The organism is Streptomyces sp. NPDC021012 (assembly GCF_044333355.1).
GTDB lineage: Bacteria > Actinomycetota > Actinomycetes > Streptomycetales > Streptomycetaceae > Streptomyces.
Genome location: NZ_JBIRQU010000002.1, coordinates 302,393 through 324,890, shown reverse-complemented (window position 1 = coordinate 324,890; position 22,498 = coordinate 302,393). Strand labels below are relative to the sequence as shown.

At 73.7% G+C, this 22,498-nt stretch carries 25 protein-coding genes; 14 read left to right on the top strand and 11 right to left on the bottom strand.

The annotated features are described in order from the left end of the window. The first annotated feature begins 61 nt into the window (after positions 1 to 61). Together ACH4TP_RS06835 and ACH4TP_RS06830 are read left to right on the top strand one after the other, a co-directional pair. On the top strand, positions 62 to 1,150 hold the full coding sequence (locus ACH4TP_RS06835) for a fatty acid desaturase family protein (protein WP_398436161.1): 1,089 nt from the start codon (positions 62 to 64) through the stop codon (positions 1,148 to 1,150). Positions 1,151 to 1,235: 85 nt separating this feature from the next. Beyond that, positions 1,236 to 1,781 (top strand): MOSC domain-containing protein, encoded by a 546-nt coding sequence (locus tag ACH4TP_RS06830; protein WP_398436159.1) that lies wholly within the window; start codon positions 1,236 to 1,238, stop codon positions 1,779 to 1,781. 13 nt (positions 1,782 to 1,794) lie between these two features. Here ACH4TP_RS06830 and ACH4TP_RS06825 read toward each other — a convergent pair whose 3' ends face one another. From ACH4TP_RS06825 to ACH4TP_RS06805, 5 genes are all read right to left on the bottom strand, one after another. Next, positions 1,795 to 3,165 carry a tannase/feruloyl esterase family alpha/beta hydrolase gene (locus ACH4TP_RS06825; RefSeq protein WP_398436157.1) on the bottom strand — a complete coding sequence of 457 codons (1,371 nt, stop codon included), beginning with the start codon at positions 3,163 to 3,165 and terminating at the stop codon, positions 1,795 to 1,797. Between the two features lie 139 nt (positions 3,166 to 3,304). Further along, the gene (locus ACH4TP_RS06820; RefSeq protein WP_389234004.1) at positions 3,305 to 4,153 is read right to left on the bottom strand and encodes a hypothetical protein; all 849 of its coding nucleotides are present in this window, start codon (positions 4,151 to 4,153) and stop codon (positions 3,305 to 3,307) included. Between the two features lie 99 nt (positions 4,154 to 4,252). Beyond that, positions 4,253 to 4,588 (bottom strand): hypothetical protein, encoded by a 336-nt coding sequence (locus ACH4TP_RS06815; protein WP_398436155.1) that lies wholly within the window; start codon positions 4,586 to 4,588, stop codon positions 4,253 to 4,255. A 117-nt stretch (positions 4,589 to 4,705) separates the two neighbouring features. Next, the gene (locus tag ACH4TP_RS06810; RefSeq protein WP_398436852.1) at positions 4,706 to 6,502 is read right to left on the bottom strand and encodes a bifunctional serine/threonine-protein kinase/glutamate ABC transporter substrate-binding protein; all 1,797 of its coding nucleotides are present in this window, start codon (positions 6,500 to 6,502) and stop codon (positions 4,706 to 4,708) included. Between the two features lie 179 nt (positions 6,503 to 6,681). Then, on the bottom strand, positions 6,682 to 7,287 hold the full coding sequence (locus ACH4TP_RS06805) for a class I SAM-dependent methyltransferase (protein ID WP_398436154.1): 606 nt from the start codon (positions 7,285 to 7,287) through the stop codon (positions 6,682 to 6,684). Between the two features lie 161 nt (positions 7,288 to 7,448). Between ACH4TP_RS06805 and ACH4TP_RS06800 the strand changes: the two genes are divergently transcribed. The 9 genes from ACH4TP_RS06800 to ACH4TP_RS06760 all read left to right on the top strand — a co-directional run bounded on the left by ACH4TP_RS06800 (position 7,449) and on the right by ACH4TP_RS06760 (position 16,093). Beyond that, positions 7,449 to 8,282, top strand: coding sequence for an MHYT domain-containing protein (locus tag ACH4TP_RS06800; protein WP_398179799.1), 834 nt, complete (start codon positions 7,449 to 7,451; stop codon positions 8,280 to 8,282). Positions 8,283 to 8,340: 58 nt separating this feature from the next. Next, positions 8,341 to 11,343, top strand: a complete 3,003-nt coding sequence (locus ACH4TP_RS06795) for a nitrate- and nitrite sensing domain-containing protein (protein WP_398436151.1) — start codon at positions 8,341 to 8,343, stop codon at positions 11,341 to 11,343. Beyond that, positions 11,340 to 11,774: a roadblock/LC7 domain-containing protein gene (locus tag ACH4TP_RS06790; protein ID WP_389234019.1), complete on the top strand. Its 435-nt coding sequence runs from the start codon at positions 11,340 to 11,342 to the stop codon at positions 11,772 to 11,774. The genes ACH4TP_RS06795 and ACH4TP_RS06790 overlap by 4 nt, the downstream gene beginning before the upstream one ends. A 13-nt stretch (positions 11,775 to 11,787) precedes the next feature. After that, complete coding sequence (locus ACH4TP_RS06785; RefSeq protein ID WP_398179805.1) at positions 11,788 to 12,204, top strand: DUF742 domain-containing protein; 417 nt, start codon at positions 11,788 to 11,790, stop codon at positions 12,202 to 12,204. Next, positions 12,185 to 12,802, top strand: a complete 618-nt coding sequence (locus ACH4TP_RS06780; RefSeq protein WP_398436148.1) for a GTP-binding protein — start codon at positions 12,185 to 12,187, stop codon at positions 12,800 to 12,802. Before ACH4TP_RS06785 ends, ACH4TP_RS06780 begins: the two co-directional genes overlap by 20 nt. Positions 12,803 to 12,975: 173 nt before the next feature. Next, positions 12,976 to 13,389 (top strand): roadblock/LC7 domain-containing protein, encoded by a 414-nt coding sequence (locus ACH4TP_RS06775; RefSeq protein WP_388862042.1) that lies wholly within the window; start codon positions 12,976 to 12,978, stop codon positions 13,387 to 13,389. 135 nt (positions 13,390 to 13,524) lie between these two features. Continuing rightward, positions 13,525 to 14,580, top strand: a complete 1,056-nt coding sequence (locus ACH4TP_RS06770) for a DUF6397 family protein (protein ID WP_398436145.1) — start codon at positions 13,525 to 13,527, stop codon at positions 14,578 to 14,580. 86 nt (positions 14,581 to 14,666) lie between these two features. Continuing rightward, on the top strand, positions 14,667 to 15,110 hold the full coding sequence (locus tag ACH4TP_RS06765) for a hypothetical protein (RefSeq protein ID WP_389234031.1): 444 nt from the start codon (positions 14,667 to 14,669) through the stop codon (positions 15,108 to 15,110). Between the two features lie 197 nt (positions 15,111 to 15,307). Then, positions 15,308 to 16,093, top strand: coding sequence for a polysaccharide deacetylase family protein (locus ACH4TP_RS06760; RefSeq protein ID WP_389234034.1), 786 nt, complete (start codon positions 15,308 to 15,310; stop codon positions 16,091 to 16,093). A gap of 371 nt (positions 16,094 to 16,464) precedes the next feature. On the opposite strand, the gene ACH4TP_RS06755 is transcribed toward ACH4TP_RS06760, so the two are convergent. The 4 genes from ACH4TP_RS06755 to ACH4TP_RS06740 all read right to left on the bottom strand — a co-directional run bounded on the left by ACH4TP_RS06755 (position 16,465) and on the right by ACH4TP_RS06740 (position 19,582). Then, positions 16,465 to 17,652 carry a globin domain-containing protein gene (locus ACH4TP_RS06755; protein ID WP_398436143.1) on the bottom strand — a complete coding sequence of 396 codons (1,188 nt, stop codon included), beginning with the start codon at positions 17,650 to 17,652 and terminating at the stop codon, positions 16,465 to 16,467. A gap of 71 nt (positions 17,653 to 17,723) precedes the next feature. Beyond that, entirely contained in the window at positions 17,724 to 18,173 is a 450-nt protein-coding gene (locus ACH4TP_RS06750; protein ID WP_398179819.1) for an RrF2 family transcriptional regulator, read from the bottom strand. Between the two features lie 36 nt (positions 18,174 to 18,209). Continuing rightward, entirely contained in the window at positions 18,210 to 19,088 is an 879-nt protein-coding gene (locus ACH4TP_RS06745; RefSeq protein ID WP_398436142.1) for a hypothetical protein, read from the bottom strand. 92 nt (positions 19,089 to 19,180) lie between these two features. Next, positions 19,181 to 19,582 carry an SHOCT domain-containing protein gene (locus tag ACH4TP_RS06740; RefSeq protein ID WP_389234048.1) on the bottom strand — a complete coding sequence of 134 codons (402 nt, stop codon included), beginning with the start codon at positions 19,580 to 19,582 and terminating at the stop codon, positions 19,181 to 19,183. Positions 19,583 to 19,740: 158 nt separating this feature from the next. Here ACH4TP_RS06740 and ACH4TP_RS06735 point away from each other — a divergent pair, with 158 nt between their 5' ends. Then, on the top strand, positions 19,741 to 20,181 hold the full coding sequence (locus ACH4TP_RS06735; RefSeq protein WP_398436141.1) for a DUF6325 family protein: 441 nt from the start codon (positions 19,741 to 19,743) through the stop codon (positions 20,179 to 20,181). A gap of 2 nt (positions 20,182 to 20,183) precedes the next feature. After that, complete coding sequence (locus ACH4TP_RS06730; protein WP_398179828.1) at positions 20,184 to 20,537, top strand: SHOCT domain-containing protein; 354 nt, start codon at positions 20,184 to 20,186, stop codon at positions 20,535 to 20,537. Positions 20,538 to 20,547: 10 nt separating this feature from the next. Here the strand turns inward: ACH4TP_RS06730 and ACH4TP_RS06725 are convergent, their stop codons facing one another. Continuing rightward, positions 20,548 to 20,997: a peroxiredoxin gene (locus tag ACH4TP_RS06725; protein WP_398179831.1), complete on the bottom strand. Its 450-nt coding sequence runs from the start codon at positions 20,995 to 20,997 to the stop codon at positions 20,548 to 20,550. Positions 20,998 to 21,082: 85 nt separating this feature from the next. Further along, on the bottom strand, positions 21,083 to 21,694 hold the full coding sequence (locus tag ACH4TP_RS06720) for a PadR family transcriptional regulator (RefSeq protein ID WP_398436140.1): 612 nt from the start codon (positions 21,692 to 21,694) through the stop codon (positions 21,083 to 21,085). A gap of 161 nt (positions 21,695 to 21,855) precedes the next feature. On the opposite strand from ACH4TP_RS06720, the gene ACH4TP_RS06715 reads away from it, so the two are divergent. Continuing rightward, positions 21,856 to 22,341, top strand: a complete 486-nt coding sequence (locus ACH4TP_RS06715; protein WP_389234062.1) for an SRPBCC family protein — start codon at positions 21,856 to 21,858, stop codon at positions 22,339 to 22,341. The last annotated feature ends 157 nt before the right edge of the window (positions 22,342 to 22,498 follow it).

Genomic DNA, 22,498 nt, shown 5'->3' with positions numbered 1-22,498 from the left:
CTCCACAGGCGCCCAGCGAACGAGAACCCGCCCCACCGACCCACAGAATCCGGAGCCCGCCATGTCCCAGGCCACCGTCCTGCCCCCGGCCGCCGCACCCGTCGCGGCGCCCGCCCGCGCCAGGGGCGGCAGCGAGTTCAGCCCGCTCCTGCGGACGGTCAGGGAACAGGGTCTCCTCGACCACCGCCCCGGCTGGTACGCCCGGGGGATCGTCGTCAACCTCCTCGGCATCGCCGCCGTGGTGGCCGGGCTCGCGCTGATCGGGCCCTCCTGGTGGGCGCTGCCGCTCGCGCTGCCCCTCGCCCTGTTCTCCGCGCGCGCCGCCTTCGTCGGTCACGACGCCGGTCACGCCCAGATCACCGCGAACCGCAAGGCGAGCCGGATCCTCCAGCTCGTCCACGCCAACCTCCTCCTCGGCATGAGCCGGGAGTGGTGGAACGACAAGCACAACCGCCACCACGCCAACCCCAACCACCTCGACAAGGACCCGGACGTCGCCGCCGACATCCTCGTCTTCGCCGAGCACCAGACGACGGGCCGCACGGGCCTGCGCGGCTTCCTCACCCGCCACCAGGCCTGGCTGTTCTTCCCGCTGACCACCCTGGAGGGCATCGCGCTCAAGGCGTACGGGGTCCAGGCGCTGCTCGCGAAGGACGGCCCGTGCCGCACCCGGCGCGAGCGGCTCGTCGAAGGCGCCCTCCTCCTCGCTCACTTCGCCGGATACGCGGCGCTGCTCCTCGCGTTCCTGACGCCCGCCCAGGCCCTCGTCTTCGCCCTCGTCCACCAGATGCTCCTGGGCGTGCACCTCGGCATGGCCTTCGCCCCCAACCACAAGGGCATGGAACGGCCCGACGAGCACGCGGACGGCGACAGCTGGGGGCATCTGCGGCGCCAGGTGCTCACCTCGCGCAACATCCGGGGCGGCGCGCTGACCGACTGGTTCCTCGGCGGGCTCAACTACCAGGTCGAGCACCACCTCTTCCCGAGCATGCCGCGCCCCAACCTCCGCCTGGCGCAGCCCGCCGTCCGGGCCCACTGCGCGGCGCTTGCCGTCCCGTACACGGAGACCGGTTTCGTGGACTCGTACCGCCAGGCCCTCGGCCACCTGCACGAGGTGGGCGCGCCGCTCCGCTCCGAGAGCGCCCAGTAGGGTCGTACACCGAGGCGCGATGTGATCATCGGTCCGGGTGGCGACGGGTCGCCACCCGGACCGGCAGAGAAGGGGAGCTCCCACCATGAGCGGCGCTACCGTGACCACGGTCAGCAGCAACGGCACGTACTCGTTCACCAAGCCCAACAGGGAGAGCATCACCCTCCTCGCCGGGCTCGGCGTGGAGGGCGACGTCCACGCGGGCGTGACGGTCAAGCACCGGTCCCGCGTCGCGCAGGACCCCACCCAGCCCAATCTGCGGCAGGTCCACCTCATCCAGGCCGAGCTCTTCGACGACGTCGCCGGCGCCGGGTTCGAGGTCGCCCCCGGCGACCTCGGCGAGAACGTCACGACCCGGGGCATCGACCTCCTCGCCCTGCCCACCGGCACCCTCCTGCGCCTCGGCGCGGAGGCCGTCGTCGAGGTCACCGGGCTGCGCAACCCCTGCGCCCAGATCGACGACTTCCGGCACGGCCTGCTCAAGCAGGTCGTCGGCCGCGACGAGAACGGCGAGATCGTGCGCAAGGCGGGCATCATGGGCGTCGTGCTCACCGGCGGGGAGGTGCGGCCCGGCGACCCGGTCCGGGCCGAACTGCCGGCCGGGCCGCACCGCCCGCTGGAGCGGGTCTGACCACCCGAAGGGCCTACAGAGCGCAGGAGTTGACCACGTCACCGCCCGCGGGCCGCGCGATCGTGCGGTCCGCGGGCGGCGCCGTGCCCTCCTCGACCCAGCGCGTCAGGGCGTCGAACGCGGAGCGGTAGCACGGCAGGATCGGCCGCAGCCGGTCCGGATACGCGTCGTAGAGGCCGTCCGTGTGGGTCCCGTCCTGCACCGTGTAGAAGCGGTGCAGACCGCCCCGGCCCCGCGCGTCGATCATCCGCGCGTACACGTGGGAGTCCGTGGCGATCGGCAGCAGGGTGTCGAGGTCGCCGTGGAGCGTGATGAGCGGCTTGCCGATCCGCCCGGTGAGCGCGACCTTCGCGACCGCGCGGTGCACGGACGCCGGCCGGGAGGCGTAGTCGTAGACCGCGTCCGAGGCACAGGGCGCGAAGATCTGCTCCACGGTCCCGCCGGCCGTGGAGCCGGGGCAGGCCGGGTCGTACGAGGGGTCGAACTCGGCCCGGAAGAGCTTCTGCGTCAGACCCCAGTAGGCCTTCTCGTGGTACGGCCACAGGAAGCGCGAACCGGGCGCGAAGCCCGCCGCGATCAGGTCCTCGTCGGTGGCGAGTCCCTGGGTCCTGGCCACCGTCACGGGCAGGCTCGTCAGGAGGTTCGGGCCGCGTGTCGTCCACAGCACGCCCTCCCAGTCGACCCCGCCGTCGTACAGCTCGGGCCGGTTCTCCAGCTGCCAGCGCGTGAGGTAGCCGCCGTTGGAGATGCCGGTCATGTACGTGTGCTCCGGTGCGTGGCCGTAGCGCTGCCGCACGACCTTCCTGGCGGCCCGGGTCAGCTCGGTCACCCGGCGGTTCCACTCGGCGACCGCGTCGCCCGGCTCCTTCCCGTCGGTGAAGAAGTCCGGGCCGGTGTTGCCCTTGTCGGTGGCGGCGTAGGCGAAGCCCCGGGCGAGCACCTGGTCGGAGATCAGCGCGTCCGTGGAGTACTGGCGCCGGGAGCCCGGCGCGCCGGTGACGACGAGCCCGCCGTTCCAGTGGTCGGGCAGCCGGATGACGAACTGGGCGTCATGGGCCCAGCCGTGGGTGGTGTTGAGGCGGGAGTCGTCGGGGAAGTAGCCGTCGATCTGGATGCCCGGCACCCCCGAGGGGTTGCGGGTCGCCTTGGCGGCGAGGCCGGCCTGGTCCGCTATGTCGGTGTACGGGGTGCCGGCGAGCGCGCCGGTCGTCAGGTCGTCCAGGCAGGCGGACTGCTGACGCTCGGCGCCGGGCACGTCGACCCGGTCCTGACGGGCGCAGTGCGCGGCGGCCGGAACCTGCGCCCCGGCGGGGCCCGCCGGAGCGAGGACGGTGACCCCGGTGAGGAGCGCGGCGAGCAGGGGGACGCCTGGGAACAGGCGCATGACGGGCCTCCGGTGGGACGACGGGAATGAGGTGCGGCGCACATCGTGCGGGGCACCGCCACCGCCGGGCCATGGTGCGGAACCACACCGTGGGCGGTCGCCCTATGGGGAGGGGAGACGGGGTGAAACGGCCGGGCCCTCAGGAGGGGCGTACGGCCATCGCGTCGAGCGCTGCGAGGAGGGCGGGCAGTCGCGGTCCCCGGGTCACGGGCAGCACCCTGCGCGGGAAGTCGTCGAGGAGGAGGAACGCCATGTCGTCCGGCCTGGCGACGAGCGACCAGCCGGGGCCGTCGGCGCGCAGCGTCCCGGAGGACGAACGCACCCGGCCCACCGGCGGGGGCTCCTCCAGATAGCCGCGCAACTCGTCCAGGGCCTTCCTGACGCCGGCGGACGGGCCGGGGGCCTGGTCCTGGGCCCGAGGAGGCGCCTCGGCGCGGGGGGACGTCCGGCTGTCCGCCCCCGGGGCCGTCGCCGGCCCGCCCTCCGCGTCGTCCTCCTCGTCGAACCGGGCCCGCCAGGTGGCCCAATGGAGCGCCACCTCGTCGGCGCCGAGGCGTCGCTGCGCCGGGCCCCACTCCTCGCCGGAGGGCGGTGCCAGCGGCGCCGGATCGCCCTCCTCGGGCTCCGGGTCGTGGGGGGCCGGGACGCCGGGGGCGGCGGTCGCCACGGCCAGCGGCCAGCCCGGCAGCCCGGCCACCACCGAGTTCTCGTCGGGGGAGAGGTCGTAGGCCATGCCGCAGTCCCAGGAGGAGATGGCCACCGCGACGAGCGACACGTCGTCGACGACGACCGTCCAGCGGGCCCCGTGCCCGTCCTGGCCGAACACGAGCCCGTACCCCTCGGCGTACGGCAGCAGGCCCAGAGCGGCGCAGGCGGCCGGGTAGTCGTCGCCGAGCACGCCGGGGAAGCGCCCGGGCGTCAGCAGTGCCGCGGTCAGCACAAGGAGCGCGTCGGCATCGGCCTCGGCGATCGGGTCCGTACCGGCCACGGCATCCTCCCCATCTGGTCGTCGGCGCACCTTAACCAGTGGGTAACCCGCGCGTCGAGGGTCTCCGCGAGGGAACCTCGTGACTTCGCGGCGCGTCCGTCAGGCGTCACCGGCCTGCCGGACCGGCGAGGGGTCCCGCAGGCCGAGCAGGGACCGGGCCACGGTCCTCGGGGACTGGCCGCGTTCCCGGGCGAGGGTGAGCAGGGCGCGGCAGGCCAGTTCGTTGATGCCGAAGGTGAGCATGCCGGGCGAGACCCGGCTCGCCGCCTCCTCCGCGCGGGCCGGGTCGTCCTCGGCGCAGGCGGCCACGTACTCGGCGGCCGCCTCGAAGAGGTTGTGCCCCTGCCGGGGGCGCGGTGGCGCCGGCACGGCGGCCTCGGGTGTCTTCCGGCCGGAGGGGAGGAGTCTGCGCAGTCTGTCCGGAACTCGTGCCACGGCCCGCCGCCTTTCCCGGGCGCGACTGCCCGGCACCTCCACGGTAGACAGTGAAGTGCCGGTAAAGAAGGGTGCGTTGGCATCCGTGACGAGCCCGCTGCCGCGTTTCCGGCGGCCTCAGTCGGTGATCGGGGGCCGGTCCGCGTGCAGAAGGGGGAGGTTCTTCTCGACGGCCCTGTCCCAGGAACCGTCGGTGATCATCCGTGTGATCGCCGTCTGGACCCGCGCCCGAAGGGGGCTGCCCTTGCGGAGGCCGACGCCGTAGCGCTCCTCGGTGAGGCGGAAGCCCGCGAGCTTGAACCCGCCCTGGGGGCCCTCCTGCGCCGCGTATCCGGCGAGCAGCGCGTCGTCGGTGGTGATGGCGTCGACCAGGCCCGCGTTCAGCGCCACGATGCACTGCCTGTAGGTGTCGTACGTCTGGACCCGGGCCCGCGGTGCGATCAGCGTCGGGATGGTGAGCGCGGAGGTGGTGCCGGTGGCCGCGCAGACCTTCCGGTCGTTGAGGTCGGCCGGTTTGACGACGGGGGAGTCCTCCGGCAGCAGGACGTCCTGATGGGCCACGAGGTAGGGGCCGGCGAAGTCGACCTGCTTCTTCCGCTTGTCGTTGATCGCGTACGTCGCCACGACGAGGTCGACGTCGCCATGGGTGAGGGCCGACTCCCGGAGCGCGCCGGAGACCTGCTTCCAGGTCACGTCGGCGGGCTTGTACCCGAGCGAGCCGGCGATGTACGTCGCCACGTCCACGTCGAGACCCGTGTACGTGCCGTCCGGTTGCTTCAGACCCAGGCCGGGCTGGTCGAACTTGATCCCGATGGTGATGCCGGAACCGGGTTTCGCGGCCGTGCCCGTCGAGGTGGCGGCCCCGCCCGGCCGGCCGCCGCTCCGTCCCGCGGTGCGGTCCTCGTCCGAACCGCCGCCGCTGTCGGGCAGGAGGCTCCAGACGAGTACGCCGCTCAGGGCCACCACTGCCGCGGCGCCCGCGTACACCGCGCCGCGGCGCTTCCGCGGAGCGGACGGGGCCGGGGGTGCGAGGCGGTAGGAGGTGGCGGCATCGGGTGGGATGGGCGTCTCGTCCGTTGCCCCGTCTCTCGCCTCGCTTCTCGCCCCGTCTCCCGGCTCGGCGGCCGCGCCGGCGGTTCCCCCGGGACGTCCGGACTCCGCCGCGGCGAGCAGCCGGTCCAGCGTCTCGCCGTCCGGGCGTGCCTCCGGGTCCCGTACGAGCACCTCCGTCAGCGCCCGTGCCAGCGGCCCCGCCCGGTGGGGCGGCGGGACGTCCTCGCCGAGCACGGCGGCGAGGGTGGCGAGCGTGTTGGCGCGCCGCAGCGGATGGCGGCCCTCCACGGCGACGTACAGCGTCATCGCCAGCGACCAGAGGTCGGCGGCCGGCCCGCCCTCCTCGCCGCTGACGCGCTCGGGCGCCATGTAGTCGGGCGTGCCGATGATGGAGCCGGCCGCGGTCAGGGCGGTCGCGCCGTGGACGGCCGCGATGCCGAAGTCGGTGAGGACCGGCCGGCCGTCCGGCCGGAGCAGGACGTTCGCGGGCTTGATGTCCCGGTGCTGGATGCCCGCCGCGTGAGCGGCCCGCAGGCCCGAGAGGATCCCGCGCCCCAGCGCGGCCGCCTCGCCGGGCGTGAGGGTGCCGCGGTCGAGCCGGTCCTGGAGCGAACCGCCGTCGACCAGTTCCATCACGAGCCAGGGGTACGTGCCCTCCCCGCCGTCCACGATGTGATGGATGGTCACCACCTGGGGGTGCGCCACGCGCGCGAGTGCCCTCGCCTCGCGCAGCACCCGGACGCGGAGCTCCCGGGCGGCCTCGGGGTCGTACTCGGCGAGCCCCGGGTCCGGCGGACGGACCTCCTTGAGCGCCACCTCCCGGTGCAGGGCCAGGTCCCTGGCCCGCCACACGGTCCCCATTCCGCCCCCGCCGAGCCGCGCCACCAGCTCGAACCGGCCGTCCACCACCCGTGCCACCCGCTGCTCCCCTCCCGGGGGCCCTCAGGGCCCGACCACCCACCCCGCCCCGACTCTGCCACATCAGGGCCCGGGGTCCGACAGCTGTCCCCGGCACCCGATGTCCGGCCCCGGGGCCCGCTTCAGCCCTCGCGGACGGCGAGGGCCAGGTAGCGCGCGTCCTCGTCGACGTAGCTGACGAGCCGCCAGCCGGCCTCGGCGAGCAGGGGGCGGAGCCGGGGCTCGGCGCGCAGGTCGTCCGGTGTGATCTGCCGGCCGTGGCGGGCCGCGAGGGCGGCCCGGCCGATCGGGTGGAACAGCGCGAGGCGGCCCCCGGGCCGTACGACCCGGGCGAGTTCCCGCAGGCCGGCGAGGGGCTCCGCGAGGTGCGAGACGAGCCCCGCCCCGAAGACGGCGTCGAGCGCGCCGTCGCGCACCGGCAGTCGGCCGACATCGGCGAGCAGCAGCGTCCCGCCGGCGGCGCCGCCGCGTCCGGCGGCGACGGCCCGGTCGAGCATCTCGGGGGTGAGGTCGGCCCCGAGCACCGTGCCGGAGGGGCCGACGGCGGTACGGAGCGGGGGAAGCGCGCGGCCGGTCCCACAGCCGGCGTCGAGCACGGCGTCGCCGGGGCGCAGGCCGAGCTCGCTCACGGCGGCGGCGTACGCGGGGCCGTCGTCGGGGAACCGGCTGTCCCAGTCGGCGGCGCGGGCGCCGAAGAACTCTCGGACACGTGTGGGGTCATCGCTCATGAACTCATGATCGCGCACGATTCCTCACACGGAGGGGTGAACCTTCTGTGTGCACGTTCGAGTCGGGCCTGATCGTTCGGGACCATCTCTCTGTCATATTCCAGCAGCTTTCGAAATGCGCCCCCGGTGCGCCCCCCGATGCGCACTAGCGTCCCTGAGCCATGGGACACCTGGACCACGCCGCCTTCGGCTGGCTGACACCCGTGCTGTCGTACGCGATGGCCTGCATCGGCGCCGCCCTCGGGCTGCGCTGCACCGTACGAGCGCTCGACGCGACCGGCCGGTCGCGGCGCAACTGGCTGCTCACCGCCGCCTCCGCGATCGGCACCGGCATCTGGACGATGCACTTCGTCGCGATGCTCGGATTCGGGGTGACGGGCACCGACATCCGGTACGACGTTCCGCTCACCCTCCTCAGCCTCGTCGGCGCGATGGCCGTCGTCGGCATCGGCGTCTTCGTCGTCGGCCACGGACGCGACCGGGTCCGGTCGCTCCTGATCGGCGGACTGACCACGGGCATCGGCGTGGCGTGCATGCACTACCTGGGCATGGCCGCCCTCCGACTGCACGGCCAGGTGCGGTACGACCCGCTGTTCGTCGGGCTCTCGGTGCTGATCGCCGTCGTCGCCGCCACGGCCGCGCTCTGGGCGGCGCTCAACATCCACCGGCCCGCGGCCGTGGCCGTCGCCTCGCTGGTGATGGGCGCGGCCGTCAGCAGCATGCACTACACCGGCATGTTCGCCGTGCGGGTCGAGGTCGTTCCCTCCAGCGCCCCCCTCCCGGGAGCGTCGCTCATGCAGTTCATCTTCCCGCTCGCCGTCGGCCTCGGCTCGTACCTCTTCATCACCTCCGCCTTCGTCGCCCTCTCCCCGACGGCCGGGGAACGCGCCGCGTACGCCTCCGCCGGACGCCTCACCGAACCGGACGAACACGCGGTCGACGTCGCACCGCCCGGCTTCCGCACCGCGGAGGCGGTGCATGCGCCCATGCCCTGACCCCCGACGCACTGACGCACCCCGCACCAGAGACAGACACAGCCGGAACGAGGAGGCCATGCGAACTCCCCGCAAGACCAAGGACGCCGAGGCGGCCGCGCCGCCACCGGCGGCCGCGCGCGGGCGGCGCGCACACGCGGGCCCGCCCGCCGACGAGCCCGGGGAGCGGACCCCCGAGGCCTCCCCGCCCCCGGGCCACGAGGAGGCCGCCGTACGGCGGCCCGAGGGATCCGCCGGGTCGCAGGCGTCCGACGCGCGCCGGTTCCGTCCCGCGCTCCAGGGACTGCGGCCGCGCACCGTCCGCGCCAAGATCGTCTCGCTCCTGATGGTCCCGGTCGTCTCGCTCCTCGCCCTCTGGGGCTTCGCCACCGTCACCACCGCGCAGGACGTCGCCGGACTCCGCCGGCTCCAGCGCGTCGACGCCGAGATCCGCATGCCCGTGACGGTGGCCCTCACCGCCCTCCAGGACGAACGGCGCGCCGCCGTACGGCAGGTCGCGGCGCCCGGAGCCGCCCGGGCGGCCGAGCTCAAGGACCGGATCCGCCGGACGGACGAGGCCGTCGACCGCCTCCGCCTGGACGGCACGCACACCGTCGGCGACACCGGAGACCTGCCCGGCGACGTCGCCGGCCGGGTCGGCGCCTTCGTCGGCAGGGTCGAGGGCCTCGCCCGGCTCCGTACGGCCGCGGCCGACGGACGCGCCGACTGGGACCAGGTGTACGCGGAGTACACGGACACCATCTCCGCCGCCTTCGCCGTCGGCGGCGCCCTCACCGGCATCCAGAACGCCGAGCAGGGGTCCGACGCGCGCGTACTCCTCGAATTCGGCCGGGCTGGCGAGATGCTGTCCCGCGAGGACGCCCTCCTGGGCTCCGCCCACCTCACCGGTCGGCTCACCGCGGACCGGCTCCGCGAGTTCTCCGGGGCCGTCGAGACCCGGCGTACCCTCACCGCCTCGGCCACCGCCGACCTGCCCGCCGCCGAACGCGCCGAGTGGGCCCGGCTCTCCACCGGCGGGGACCACGCCCGGCTCACGCGCGCGGAGGACCGGGTCGGCGCCGCCGCCCCCGGCCGCCCCGCCGCCCAGGCGGTCACCTCCACCGAGTGGGACGGCACCTTCGCCGCCGTACGCGCCGGACTCACCGCGATCGAGACCCACGCGCGCGTGGCCGCCGCCGACCGCACCGACCCCTTCGCCGGCGGCGCCCTCACTGCGGGCGGCGCGGCGGTCGTCCTCGGCCTCGCGGCCGTCGCCGCCTCGCTCGCCATCTCCGTACGCATCGGCCGCGGCCTCGTCGTCGAACTCGTCAGCCTCCGCAACACCGCCCTCGGCATCGCCCGCCGCAAACTCCCCGCCGCCATGCGCCGGCTCCGCGCGGGCGAGGAGATCGACGTCCAGGCCGAAGCCCCGCCCGGACCCGTCTCCCAGGACGAGATCGGACAGGTCGGCGAGGCCCTCACCACCGTCCACCGCGCCGCGCTCTCCGCCGCCGTCGAACGCGCCGAACTCGCCAGCGGCATCTCCGGGGTCTTCGTCAACCTCGCCCGCCGCAGCCAGGTCCTCGTCCACCGCCAGCTCAACCTCCTGGACAGCATGGAGCGACGCGCCGACGACCCCAACGAGCTCGGCGACCTCTTCCGGCTCGACCACCTCACCACCCGCATGCGGCGCCACGCGGAGAGCCTGATCATCCTCTCCGGAGCCGCCCCCGGCCGCGCCTGGCGCATGCCCGTCCCCCTCACCAACGTCGTCCGCGCCGCCGTCTCCGAGATCGAGGACTACGCGCGCGTGGAGGTGCGCCGACTGCCCGAGACGGCCGTCGTCGGCGGAGCCGTCGCCGACCTCACCCACCTCCTGGCCGAACTCATCGAGAACGCCACCCAGTTCTCCCCGCCCCACACCAAGGTGCGGGTCAGCGGCGAACCCGTCGGCAACGGCTACGCCCTGGAGATCGAGGACCGGGGACTCGGCATGGGCAAGGAGACCCTCGCCGAGGCCAACGCCCGCATCGACCGGTCCGAGGCCCTCGACCTCTTCGACAGCGACCGGCTCGGCCTCTTCGTGGTCAACCGCCTCTCCTCCCGCCACGACATCAAGGTCCACCTGCGGACCTCCCCCTACGGCGGGACGACCGCCGTCGTCCTGCTCCCGACCGACCTGCTCCAGGGCGCGCTCCCACCCGGCCGCGGCGACCTGGCGGGCGGCCCCGACACGCCCCCCGCCGGAACCCCGCGCGCGGGGAACCCCCGTACGCGCGCCCAGGGCGGACCGGGAACGGGCAGCGGGCGGCCCGGCGAGGCGCCGGGCACCGACCCCGCGCGCGCCGCGCGGGAGCGCGAGGAGGCGCACCGCGCCGAGGCCCGCCGCTTCGGCCACCCCCAGGTCCCGCCGCCCGCCCCGCCGGGCCCCGCGCTCCCCGGCGGACCGACCTCGCCCGTCGCGTCCGGCCGCCGGACCGCCCCACCGCCGCCGGCCGGAGCACGGCCCGGGTTCGTCCCCCAGCAGACGGGCGGAACGCGCCCCCCGGCCCCGCCGCAGTCGCCTCCGGCCCCCCGCCCGCAGCCCCTGGCGCGCCCGACCGCCGTGCCCGCGCTCGCGGCACGACCGGAAGGGCCGTCAGGAGCCGGCCCGGAGCCCGGAGCCGGGCCGGGACCGCTGGGTGCCGGGCCGGGATCCGCCGCCGCGGGAGTCACCGAACTGCGCCGCCGCGGTCCCTCCGTACCGACGCCTTCGCGGGAGGAGCCGCCCGCCGCACCCGACGACCGGACCGGGCACGGTGACTCCGAGGGCGAACTGCCCCGCCGCGTACGGCAGGCGAGCCTCGTCCCGCAGCTGCGCGAGGCACCGGACCCGGCACCGGTGTCCGTGCCCGTCGCACCCGGCACGGACACGCGGACCCCGGAACAGGTCAGGGACCGCATGGCGGCGTACCGGGACGGCTGGCAGCGCGGCGGTGGCGCCGCCCCCGGCACCAGACGCCCCCTCGGCACCGGCTTCGGAACCGACCCCGGCCACGGCACAGCCCCCCTCGACCCTCGCTCCGAAGGAGACGACGCATGATCGACCACGAGCGGATCTCGCACCACCGGTCCGGCGAACTGGACTGGCTCCTCGACGACCTCGTCATGCGGGTCCGGGAGGTCCGCCACACCGTGGTGCTCTCCAACGACGGCCTCGCCGTGGGCTCCTCCAGCGGACTCAGCCGCGAGGACGCCGAGCACCTGGCCGCCATCGCCTCCGGCTTCCACAGCCTCGCCAAGGGGGCCGGACGCCAGTTCCACACCGGCGGAGTCCGCCAGACGATGGTCGAGATGGACGACGGCTTCCTCTTCGTCGCCGCGGCCGGAGACGGCTCCTGCCTCGCCGTCCTCAGCTCCGTGAGCGCCGACATCGGCCTCATCGCCTACGAGATGGCCCGCCTCGTCAAGCGCGTGGGCGAGCACCTGCACACCCCGCCGCGGCTCACGGCGACCCCGCCGGCCGCCGGCTGACCCGGAGAAGCCCATGAACGACGACAGCACCGGCGACGGCCCGTCCGCGCCGGGCAGTCAGTGGTACGACGCCGAAGCGGGACCGCTCGTACGCCCGTACGCGATGACCGGGGGACGGACCAAACCGGGTCCCAGCAACGTGCGGTTCGACCTCATCGCCCTCGTCGTCGTGGACGACGAACCGCCCGGACCGGCCGAGGAGGCGCTCCTCGGCCCCGAACACCGCTCCCTGCTCGGCCTGTGCCGGGCCGAGACCCAGTCGGTGGCCGAACTCGCCGCCGACGCCGACCTGCCCGTCGGCGTCGTCCGGGTCCTCCTCGGCGACCTCCTCGAATCGGGCTTCGTACGGGTCAGCCGGCCCGTACCGCCCGCACAGCTCCCCGACGAAAGAATCCTGAGGGAAGTAATCGATGGCCTACGAGCGCTCTGAGAGCACCGGCGCCGGCGACGAACCGGACACCTCCGCCCTCGCCCTGAAGATCCTGGTCGCCGGCGGATTCGGCGTGGGCAAGACCACCCTCGTCGGCGCCGTCAGCGAGATCCGGCCCCTGCGCACCGAGGAACAGCTCAGCAAGGCAGGCGAACTCGTCGACGACACCGGGGGAGTCGACCAGAAGACCACCACGACCGTCGCGATGGACTTCGGCCGCATCACGATCCGCTCAGGGCTCTCCCTCTACCTGTTCGGCACGCCCGGCCAGGACCGGTTCTGGTTCCTCTGGGACGAACTGTCGCAGGGCGCCCTCGGGGCCGTCGTCCTCGCCGACACCCGGCGCCTGGAGGACTGCTTCCCCGCGGTCGACTACTTCGAACACCGGAAGATCCCGTTCGTGGTCGCGGTCAACTGCTTCACGGGCGCGCGCACGTACGGGGCGCACGACGTGTCCCGGGCCCTCGACCTGGACCGCGGCACGCCCGTCGTGCTGTGCGACGCGCGCGACCGCGATTCGGGGAAGGAGGTGCTGATCCGCCTCGTCGAGCACGCCGGCCGGATGCACACCGCCCGGCTCCTGGACACGGTCGGCTGAGGGTCGGCGAGGGCCCGCGGCACGCGCGGGCGTGGTGGAGTGCTTGCCCTGTTCACGACAGTGCGTAAGGCTTGCGGCGATACGCGGACCACGACGGTACGCACCACGAGGCTTCGCGGACCACCAGGGTCCGGGCCGAGAGGGACGCATCGGTACAAGGGGGAGGATCGCTGATGGCGTTGGACAAGGAACTGGACTGGCTCCTGGACGACCTGACGCAGCGGGTCGGATACATACGGCACGCGCTGGTGCTGTCGAACGACGGTCTGGTGACGGGCGCGAGCAGCGGACTCGTCCGCGAGGACGCCGAGCACCTGGCGGCCGTCTCCTCGGGCCTGCACAGCCTGGCGCGGGGCTCGGGCCGGCACTTCCGGGCGGGCCGGGCACGGCAGACGATGGTGGAGTTCGACGACGCGCTGCTCTTCGTGACGGCGGCGGGAGAAGGCAGCTGCCTGTGCGTCCTGAGCGCGGCGGAGGCGGACGTCGGCCAGGTGGCGTACGAGATGACGCTGCTGGTCAACCGCGTCGGAGAGCACCTCGGCGTGGCGGCCCGGCAGCCGGGGATCCCGGGCGGCGGCGTGCTCTGACACCGCTGCCGGGGCGGTTGCCCACAGGCGGTTGTCCACAGGTCGTGCGACTGTCGTCACTCTGCGTTACTTTTTCTCCGTGGGTCCAAGAGGCCCGCGACCGGAGAGAACACGGACGCAGGGGGAGGTCGCGCAATGACGGTGGACGAAGGAGCACGCACGGTGACGCCGGGGCGGGCCGCGCAGGAACTGGAACTGAGGCGGGACGAGTTCCGGCTCGCGGTGCAGCTCGGTCTGGTGAGGACGGTGCGGGCCGGCGAGGGGGAGCGGCGACGGGTCGAGCGGTGCGAGGTCGACCGGCTCAGGGCGGCCCCGGACTTCCCCGCCGGCCTGCGCGAGCGGGTGCGCGCGGTCGGTACGGCGGAGGCCGCCGCCCTTCTCGGGATCACCGCCGACCGCTTCACCCGGCTGGCCCGCACGGGGCACTTCAGTCCCGTGCGGTTCTCGCTGAACCGCTACCGGGCCGTGGTGTGGATGTATCTGGCGCAGGAGGTGGTCGAGTTCGGCCTCGCGTGTCCGGCCCTGCTGACGGGGCGGCTGCCGCTGGAGCTGCGCGAGCGCCTCGCCGCGCACGAGGACCGGCGGCCCAGGAACTGGCGGACGCGGCGGCTCGGCCTGCTGCTCCGTGCCACCGAGGACCCGTGGGCGCGCGCCGCCGCCGTCGCCTCCCTGCTCGACCCGGTCCAGGTGGCCGAGGTCGTCGACGATCCGTACGAGCGCAGCCACCTCGACCGGCTGCGCCCGCCTTTGCCGCCCGGGACGCCTGTGGGAGCGGTCGCGCGCGAGATCGCCGAACGGCTGACGCGGGCCGACGAGCCGGACGAGATCCTCTGGCACCGGCTGAGCCTGGCCCTGGCCCTGGACGAAGCCCGTGCGCAGAGGCAGGCCCCCCATCCCGGCGAGGCGCCCGAGACGAGAGTCGCCTCGCAGGTGCCGGCGATCCCACTGATCCCGCCGATCTCATCGATGCCGCCGATGCCGCCGATGCCTCCGGGGGCTTCGAGGGCTTCGGCGCCGCCGCCGACGACGGATCGGGCCGTGGTGGCCGACCGTCCGCCGGGCCGGCCTGCGGTGAGCGACCGCCCGCAGGGTCGGCCGGTGCGGAGCAGGTTTCTGGAGCGGTTCCGCAGGGGGAGGGCGGCGGGTTCGGAGCGGCCCCGGCGGCGGAGGAAGCCGGTGGACTGGCCCTGATGCGAGGGTCGTCGAGCGGATCGCCGGGGCTGCCGGGCCGATCGGCGGCCCTCGCGGGGCGGCCTCCCGAGAGGGATGCTGGAGAGGTGGCACGACGAGCGCCCGGCACGAGGAGCGCGTGGCACCACGAGCGGCCGGCGGGCCGCGAGGAGATGAGCGACGTGTACGACTTGCACATCGACACCGACGTCACCGTGCAGCTCAGCGACTGCTGCAAGGAGGACGCCCAGGCCGTGTTCGACGTCCTCGACCGGGTCTACCAGCTGGAGGACATGACGACACCGAGCCCGCAGGCGGCCACGGGGCCGGCACCCACCGTCTGGACCGCCACGTTCGACACGGCCGACGGGCGGCACGAAGAGGTGGGCCCCACCCATCTGTCCGCCCCGGTCGGAGCCACGCTCAACGGCGGCTACCGAGCCGTCGACGAGGTCGAGAAGGTGCTCGCCATCGGCTTCGACATCCAGTCCCTGCAGTCCGTCTCCGGCGACCAGGAGACGGAGGCCCGACTGCTGCTCGCCTCCCGCTGACAGGACACCGGGACACCGGGACGCTCCGAGTGGCGCGGACGGTCGCCGCCCGGGGCTCTCGTGTGCCCGGGAACGGTCGACGGACCCCGCCGACACCCCCGCTATACACCATGTGTAGAGTGCCTTCCGGCCTTGCGTACCGCCCTGACCAGCGGTGACGGCCGTACCGAAGACATCACGGGGAAAGCGGGTCCACCATGTTCCGATCCAGGCCTGGCCGCGGCAGGGCAGCGACCACCGCCCTGCTCGCCGCGGCGACGCTGATGCTGACGCTGAGCGCCTGCGGAGTCGACCCGATGACTCCGCAGGACGCCCGCGCGGAGGCGGGGGCGGACGGCAAGGCGGGAGGCGCGGCCCGCCGCGTCGACTGCGCGGAGGTCAAGTGCATAGCCCTGACCTTCGACGCGGGACCGGGCGAGGACACCCCCCACCTCCTCGACGTCCTCAAGGAGAAGCAGGTCCCCGCCACCTTCTTCCTCCTCGGCAGCAAGCACGTCGACCGCTATCCCGAGGTGGTCAAGCGCATCGCCGACGAGGGCCACGAGGTCGCCAACCACACCTGGTCGCACCGGATCCTGACCGACCTCGACGAGTCCGAGGTCCGCGAGGAGCTGTCGCGCACCCAGGACGCCATCGAGAAGATCACCGGCCGGAAGCCCACGCTCATGCGTCCGCCGCAGGGCCGCACCGACGGCACGGTGGCCGACGTCAGCCGCGAGCTCGGACTCGCCCAGGTCCTGTGGAGCATCACGGCCAAGGACTACTCGACCACCGACTCGGCGCTCATACGGCAGCGGGTCCTGGAGCAGGCGCACCGCGACGGGATCATCCTGCTCCACGACATCTACGCCGGGACGGTGCCGGCCGTGCCGTCGATCATCGACGAGCTCAAGCGGCGGGGCTTCACGTTCGTGACGGTGCCGGAGCTGCTCGCCCCCGGCAAGGCCGAGCCCGGCGAGGTCTACCGCCCCGAGAAGGACTGACGAGACTGGTCGCGAACTGCCGAAACCGGGTGAGGTGACTCACATCGCCCACCCGGGATTCCCCGGAACAATCGGGAAGGGCCCGTCGTTCCTACGTATGTGACTGCGAAGGGGCCCGGTCCCCAAGGTCCCCCCCGAGAGGTGACCGCTCTTCGCCGGTCACGGCGATCGGCCCCGGTTGGAATCCCCCGTCCAACCGGGGCTTTGTCGTTCTCTCCCCCTTGTCGGCCGCGCCGCACCGGTCCGCTCGGGACGTCCGCGAAGACGCCCGCCCCCGGAGCCCGCGCGCGGGTCCGGGAGGAGCCGGTGTCGAGGGCGATTCCGCGCACCGGCCTCCTCGCGCCCCTGCCGTCGACTGCTGCCAGGGGGCGTCAGCCCTCGGCGCCGAGCCACAGATCGGGGCCGAACACCTCGTAGTGGATGTCGGCCGCGGCGGTGCCCCGGCCGAGGAGGTCGCCGCGCACCGCGCGCAGGAAGGGCAGGGGCCCGCACAGGTAGGCGGTGGTGCCCGCCGGCAGGTCGACGAGCGTGACGTCCGCGCGGCCCGGCCGGGCGCCGGACTCGCCCGGCTCCTCGTACCAGAGGTGCAGCGTGCCCTGCGGCAGCGCGGCCACGAGGCGCCGCAGCTCCTCGGCGTGCGCGTGGGCGGCGGGGGAGCGGTCGGCGTGCGCCACGACGACCGGGCGGGTCGAGCCCGTGGTGACCAGGTGGTCGAGCATCGCCAGCATCGGGGTGCTGCCGATCCCGGCGGAGGCGAGCAGCAGGGGGCTCTCGCCCTCGGGCAGGACCAGGTCGCCGAACGGGACCGAGACCTCCACGGTGTCGCCCGCGGCGGCATGCGCGTGCAGCCAGGAGGAGACCTCGCCCGCCGGGTCGCCGTCGACCCGCTTGACCGTGATCCGCCACTGCGGGCGTCCGGGAGCGGCGGACAGGCTGTACTGGCGGATCTGCCGGGCGCCGTCGGGCAGCGCGACCCGGACGCTCACGTACTGGCCCGGCCGGAACGGGACCGTGGGGGACCCGTCGGCGGGACGCAGGACGAACGACACCGTGTCGGCCGTCTCCTCGCGCCGCTCGGCGATCTCCATGCTCCGCCAGACCTGGCCCTCGGTGACCCCCGCCTCCTGGTAGAGCCGGGCCTCCACGGCGATGAGGGCGTTGGCCATCAGCCAGTACACCTCGTCCCAGGCCTGCGCGACCTCGGGCGTCACCGCGTCGCCGAGGACCTCCACGATCGCGGCGAAGAGGTGCTCGTGCACGGTCTTGTACTGCTCGGAGCTGACGCCGAGCGAGGCGTGCTTGTGCGCGATCCGGGACAGCATGGCGTCGGGGCGGCTGTCGGGGTTGTCGAGCAGGGCGACGGCGAAGGCGGCTATGGAGCCGGCGAGTGCCTTCCGCTGCTCGCCGTTGGCCTGGTTGCCCCGGTTGAACAGGTCGCGCAGGAGCTCGGGGTGGGCGGCGAAGAGACGCGCGTAGAAGCGCTCGGTGATCTTGTCGAGTGCGCCGCCGACGGCGGGCAGGGTGGCGCGGACGACCGGAACGGCCTGCTCGGACAGCATGAGAACTCGCAATCTGGTAAATGATCTGCGTATTAAAAGGTGTGCGAATGCTCCCCGGGGAGCAGGCGCGGTCAGGGGGATCGCGTGGGGCGTGGGCTGAGGGTGAGGAGCAGTGGACCCGTCGGCGAGTCCACGAGCTCCGCCACGGTCAGGGGATCGAGTGCGCGATAGAAGGCCTCCTGCGCCTCGCGCAGCGCCCCGCGCAGCCGGCAGGCGGTGCGCAGCGGGCACGGTGGATCACCCTCACAGGCGACGACTTCTTCCTCGCCCTCCAGGGTCCTGGTCAGCCAGCCCACCGACGAGCGCCGTCCCAGCTCCGTCAGGGCCAGACCGCCGCCACGGCCGCGCCGTGCCTCGATCACGCCCAGGTGTTGGAGTCGTGTGACCACCTTCGCCATGTGGGCGTAGGGCACGTCCATCGACTCCGCCACCTCTCGGGTGGTGACGGACTCCTCCGGTGCGGTGACCGCCAGGCGCATCACGGCACGGAGCGCCAGGTCGGTGAACTTCGTCAGCCTCACGACCCGACCGTATCAAACAGGCATCTCGCGTACTTATTAAGGGGGTGGCTCTCGCCGCCGACGGTGGCGGCGCCACAGCCACCAGCCGCCCGTGAGCAGGCAGCCGGCCACCACGACGATCGCGGCCACGGGCCACTGCTCGCCCGCCAGCCGGGTGTCCGTGCCGACGACAAACAGGAGCCCGATCAGCGGGAGCAGCAGCGATCCCAGCGCCCGCAGCCCCGCCATGGCCATGGTCGGGTCGACCCGGACGCGGCGCGGCGGGCGCAGGTCGCGCGAGCCGACGTAGAAGACGGTGGCCCGGTCCATCAGCTGGTTCGTGGCGCGGTTGTACGAGACGGCCATGTACGGCAGCCAGACGAGCGGGGCCACCTGGCCGAGCAGGAACACACAGGCCAGGAGCACCCACTGACCGAACCGCGCGAGCCGGCCGGGGCCTTCGTCGGAGGGCGTGAGCAGTCCCAGGAGCCGAGCCATCCGCATCACCAGGTCCCAGAGGACGGCTGTGCGCCCTCGTCCGTCGCGTGCGCGGGGCTCGGCCGCGTGGGCTTCTAGGGCGGCAAGGGCCGTCACGGTGTCTCCGTACACCCCTTGCAGGACGAGCAGTTCGGCAGCCCGCTCCGGATCCGTGGGATCCCGCCCCTCGCTGGCGGCGAGTTCGAGCACCGTACGCGCCTGGGAGAGGAGGGCGCCGCAGAACGCGACGGGGATGAAGAGGAGGAACGGGCCGCCGACGAAGGCGCCTTCCGCCACGACCCGTCGGCGTCCGCGGCCGACGACGAGGGACCGCAGAGCCGCAGCGTCGGCTTCCGGATGGGCGGCGCGGAGGCGTTCGACCGCGGGCCCGGCCCCCGGCCCGAGGTGGCGCAGGGCGAAGGAGGCGAGCGTCTCCGGGAGCCTCCCGGGCTCCGCCACGATCTCCCGCAGCAGGGAACCCGGGAGCCCGGCCTCGCGCCTGCCTCCCTCCGCACCCGCGTCACGGCGCCTCGCGCGCCGACTCCAGAGCCTCAGGACAGGACCTTGGCCTTGGCCTTCTCGAACTCCTCGGCCGTGATGGCCCCCTTGTTCTTGAGGTCGGCGAGCCGGGCCAGTTCGTCGGTGGCGCTGGCGCCGCCACCGCCCTGCGTTCCGGCGGCCTTGCGGATGTACTCCTGGAACGCGGCCTCACTCTCCTTGGCCTGTTCGATGTCCCGCCGGCCCATGCTCTTGCCGCGGGCGATGACGTAGACCAGCACGCCGAGGTACGGCAGCAGGATGCAGAAGACCAGCCAGCCGGCCTTGCCCCAGCCGCTGAGGGAGTGGTCCCGGAAGATGTCCGTGATCACCTTGAACAGCAGGAACAGCCACATGATCCAGAGGAAGAACCACAGCATCGTCAAGAAGAGGTCGAGGAGGGGGTAGTCGTCCATTCCTGCACGCTCCGTTCCCGCACAGGCCAGGGGAGGCCCGGCGATGCAGAGAGTCTCACCCGGCATCCACGCGCCCGCACGTCGTGACGGCTCCGCGTGCGGGCCGGGCACCGCCGTGTTCGGATGGAGGCCGCGAACCGTACGAGGAACGGAGCAGCATGGGCCCGGTGGAATGTGTCGTGCTCGCCTTCCCGGGGGAGCGGCTGAAAGTGGCGGCGGTGACGGCCGTCGCGGAGCTCCGCAGGGCGGGCCAGGTACGGCTGATCGACTCGCTCGTCGTCGTCAAGTCCGCCACCGGCGAGGTGTCCACCTCCGAACTCGTCGAGTACGAGGAGTACGGCGAGGCCACCGCCGAGATCGGCCCCGAGGCCAATCTGCTCGGCCCCGAGGACGCGGCCGAGGCCGCCGAGACGCTCGAACCGGGCTCGTGCGCGCTGATGCTGCTCGTCGAACACGTCTGGGCCGCGCGCGCGGCGGACGCGATCCGCGAGGCCGGCGGGCGGATCGCCGGGACCGTGCGCGTACCGCCCGAGGTCGTCGAGGAGGCGCGGGCGGCCCGTCGCGAGGCCGTGGCCGCCGCGGCGGTCGGAAGGAGCTGAGCATGTTCCTGCGACGACGCCCTCTCCTGCGACCGGTCGTCCGGCCCGCGGGCGCGCCCCTGTTGCGCGGCGCCCTCGTGGGCGGCGCGGCGTACGCGGCGGGCCGCAGCTCCGCGCGTGCCGCGCGCCGCGAGGAGGACCAGGAACAGGCCATCGCCGAACTCCAGGCCCGACAGCAGCCCCCGGTGGCCCCGCCGTCGCCGCCGAGCGCACCCCCGGCCCCCGCCGCGCCGCCCGCCTCCGGCGGGGCACCGACGATCACCGACCAGCTGGCACGCCTCGGCGAGCTCGCCCAGCAGGGCCTGCTCACGCCCGAGGAGTTCGCGGCCGCCAAGGCGAAGCTGCTCGGCGTCTGAACGGTCGGGCTCAGGCGCGGCGCAGGGCCGCCAGCGCGCGGTCCGCGTGGGCGCTCATCCGCAGTTCGCTGCGGACGACCTCCCGGACCCGCCGGTCCTGGCCGATCACGAAGGTGACGCGCTTCGTCGGCGCGAGCGAGAACCCGCGCTTCACGCCGAACCGTTCCCGTATGGCGCCGTCCGGGTCGGACAGCAGGGGGTAGCCGAGCGAGTGCCGCTCGGCGAACTCCTGCTGCCGCTCCACCTCGTCGGAGCTGATCCCGACGGGCAGGGCGCCCACGGCACGGAACTCGGTCGCGAGGTCGCGGAAGTGGCAGGCCTCGGCGGTGCAGCCGGGGGTGAGGGCCGCCGGGTAGAAGAAGAGGACGACCGGGCCTTCCGCGAGCAGGCCGGTCAGCGAGCGCGGGGCGCCCGTCTCGTCCGGAAGGGTGAAGTCCTCGACGAGGTCACCGACGTTCATCTCAGGCCGTCCTCGATCCGTCCTTGTGGTGCCACCGGCGCCTCCGGTGGCCGGCCGGTGACGTTACCGCACGGTAGGGCCCGCGTCACCCCTGGTGTGCCGCCTCCGGAGTCCGGTGCGCCGCCTCCGGACCGGCGTTCCGCGCGGCGGCGCGCCGGTCGAGCACGGCGAGGACCCGCTCGCCCCAGCGCAGGTTCTCCTCCTCGAAGAACCGGCCCCGCATCAGCGTGAGATACGGCCCGACGCGCTCCACCTCGCCGAGGTACGTGTCCTCGTCCCGGCCGTCGAGCATCCGCTCCCGCAACCGGTCGTAACGGGCCAGTTTGGCCCGGGCCGTCTCCATCCGCTGGGCCACGAACGCGCGGACGGCCGCGGTGTCGCCCTCGTCGCAGGCCTGCACCTGCACCATCAGTTCGTCGCGGACGGCGCTCGGGCGCGGCGGTGTCGTCGTGCAGGCGATCAGATCCTTCCGGCCCGGCTCCGTGAGGCTGAACATCCGCTTGTTGGGGCGCCGTTCCTGCTCCACCACCCGGGCCGTGATGAGACCGGCCTCGGCGAGCCGCTCCAGCTCGCGGTAGAGCTGCTGCGGGGTGGCGGCCCAGAAGTTGGCGACGGACACGTCGAAGATCTTGGCCAGGTCGTATCCGGAGGCCTCGCCCTCCAGGAGAGCTGCGAGGACGGCGTGCTTGAGCGACATCCGGACACGCTAGCAGCACGTTGAATAGTTTCCTCCGCACCTATTCAACCGGCGGGGCATCCCGGCCGGACGGGTGCCCTTCGCTGGCACGTCCGTCCGGCGCCTGCCTAGGCTGGGGAGGAGGGCAGGCCGCGGGGGAGCAGAATCCGAGGGGCAGCGCGATGGACAGCGACACGTTCGTGTACACCACCTACATCCGGACCACCCCCGAGGAGCTCTGGCAGGCGCTCACCGAGCCGGAGCTCACCCGCCGCTACTGGGGCGTGTCCTTCGAGTCGGCGTGGACCCCGGGCGCGTCCATGGTCTGGGACGAGAACGGCCGCAGGACCGAGGACCCCGAGCAGGTCGTCCTCGCCTCCGAACCGGGCCGCCTCCTCTCGTACACCTGGCACACCTTCACCCCGGACTGGGCCGAGGCCGTACGCCTCGAACAGGAGGCGTACGAGCGCCTCGTCCGGGAACGCCGGTCCAAGGTGACCTTCGTGATCGAGCCGTCGGGCGACATGGTCAAGCTCACGGTCACCCATGGCGACCTGGAGCCCGGCGGCACCATCAAGGGGCTCATCGGCGAGGGCTGGCCCGCGCTGATCTCCAGCCTCAAGTCCCTCCTCGAGACCGGCGAGGAACTTCCGGAGCCGGCCCGCTGACCCGCTCGCCCCCTCCGCTGACCCGTTCGTCCCGCCCACCGGCCTGCTCGGCCCGCTCGCTGGCCCATTCGAGTCGTCTCGCCCTCGACTCCACCGCCACGCCCGGTGCTGTGATCATCTTTTTCTCCTTCCATCCGTTTTGATGCTGGGGTCGGCA

Bases quoted from the DNA above. Each gene is read 5' to 3' on its own strand.
- ACH4TP_RS06835 (WP_398436161.1), top strand. From the start codon at position 62: ATGTCCCAGGCCACCGTCCTGCCCCCGGCCGCCGCACCCGTCGCGGCG.
- ACH4TP_RS06830 (WP_398436159.1), top strand. From the start codon at position 1,236: ATGAGCGGCGCTACCGTGACCACGGTCAGCAGCAACGGCACGTACTCG.
- ACH4TP_RS06825 (WP_398436157.1), bottom strand. From the start codon at position 3,165: ATGCGCCTGTTCCCAGGCGTCCCCCTGCTCGCCGCGCTCCTCACCGGG.
- ACH4TP_RS06810 (WP_398436852.1), bottom strand. From the start codon at position 6,502: ATGGGGACCGTGTGGCGGGCCAGGGACCTGGCCCTGCACCGGGAGGTG.
- ACH4TP_RS06805 (WP_398436154.1), bottom strand. From the start codon at position 7,287: ATGAGCGATGACCCCACACGTGTCCGAGAGTTCTTCGGCGCCCGCGCC.
- ACH4TP_RS06800 (WP_398179799.1), top strand. From the start codon at position 7,449: ATGGGACACCTGGACCACGCCGCCTTCGGCTGGCTGACACCCGTGCTG.
- ACH4TP_RS06795 (WP_398436151.1), top strand. From the start codon at position 8,341: ATGCGAACTCCCCGCAAGACCAAGGACGCCGAGGCGGCCGCGCCGCCA.
- ACH4TP_RS06790 (WP_389234019.1), top strand. From the start codon at position 11,340: ATGATCGACCACGAGCGGATCTCGCACCACCGGTCCGGCGAACTGGAC.
- ACH4TP_RS06785 (WP_398179805.1), top strand. From the start codon at position 11,788: ATGAACGACGACAGCACCGGCGACGGCCCGTCCGCGCCGGGCAGTCAG.
- ACH4TP_RS06780 (WP_398436148.1), top strand. From the start codon at position 12,185: ATGGCCTACGAGCGCTCTGAGAGCACCGGCGCCGGCGACGAACCGGAC.
- ACH4TP_RS06775 (WP_388862042.1), top strand. From the start codon at position 12,976: ATGGCGTTGGACAAGGAACTGGACTGGCTCCTGGACGACCTGACGCAG.
- ACH4TP_RS06770 (WP_398436145.1), top strand. From the start codon at position 13,525: ATGACGGTGGACGAAGGAGCACGCACGGTGACGCCGGGGCGGGCCGCG.
- ACH4TP_RS06760 (WP_389234034.1), top strand. From the start codon at position 15,308: ATGTTCCGATCCAGGCCTGGCCGCGGCAGGGCAGCGACCACCGCCCTG.
- ACH4TP_RS06755 (WP_398436143.1), bottom strand. From the start codon at position 17,652: ATGCTGTCCGAGCAGGCCGTTCCGGTCGTCCGCGCCACCCTGCCCGCC.
- ACH4TP_RS06740 (WP_389234048.1), bottom strand. From the start codon at position 19,582: ATGGACGACTACCCCCTCCTCGACCTCTTCTTGACGATGCTGTGGTTC.
- ACH4TP_RS06735 (WP_398436141.1), top strand. From the start codon at position 19,741: ATGGGCCCGGTGGAATGTGTCGTGCTCGCCTTCCCGGGGGAGCGGCTG.
- ACH4TP_RS06730 (WP_398179828.1), top strand. From the start codon at position 20,184: ATGTTCCTGCGACGACGCCCTCTCCTGCGACCGGTCGTCCGGCCCGCG.
- ACH4TP_RS06725 (WP_398179831.1), bottom strand. From the start codon at position 20,997: ATGAACGTCGGTGACCTCGTCGAGGACTTCACCCTTCCGGACGAGACG.
- ACH4TP_RS06720 (WP_398436140.1), bottom strand. From the start codon at position 21,694: ATGTCGCTCAAGCACGCCGTCCTCGCAGCTCTCCTGGAGGGCGAGGCC.
- ACH4TP_RS06715 (WP_389234062.1), top strand. From the start codon at position 21,856: ATGGACAGCGACACGTTCGTGTACACCACCTACATCCGGACCACCCCC.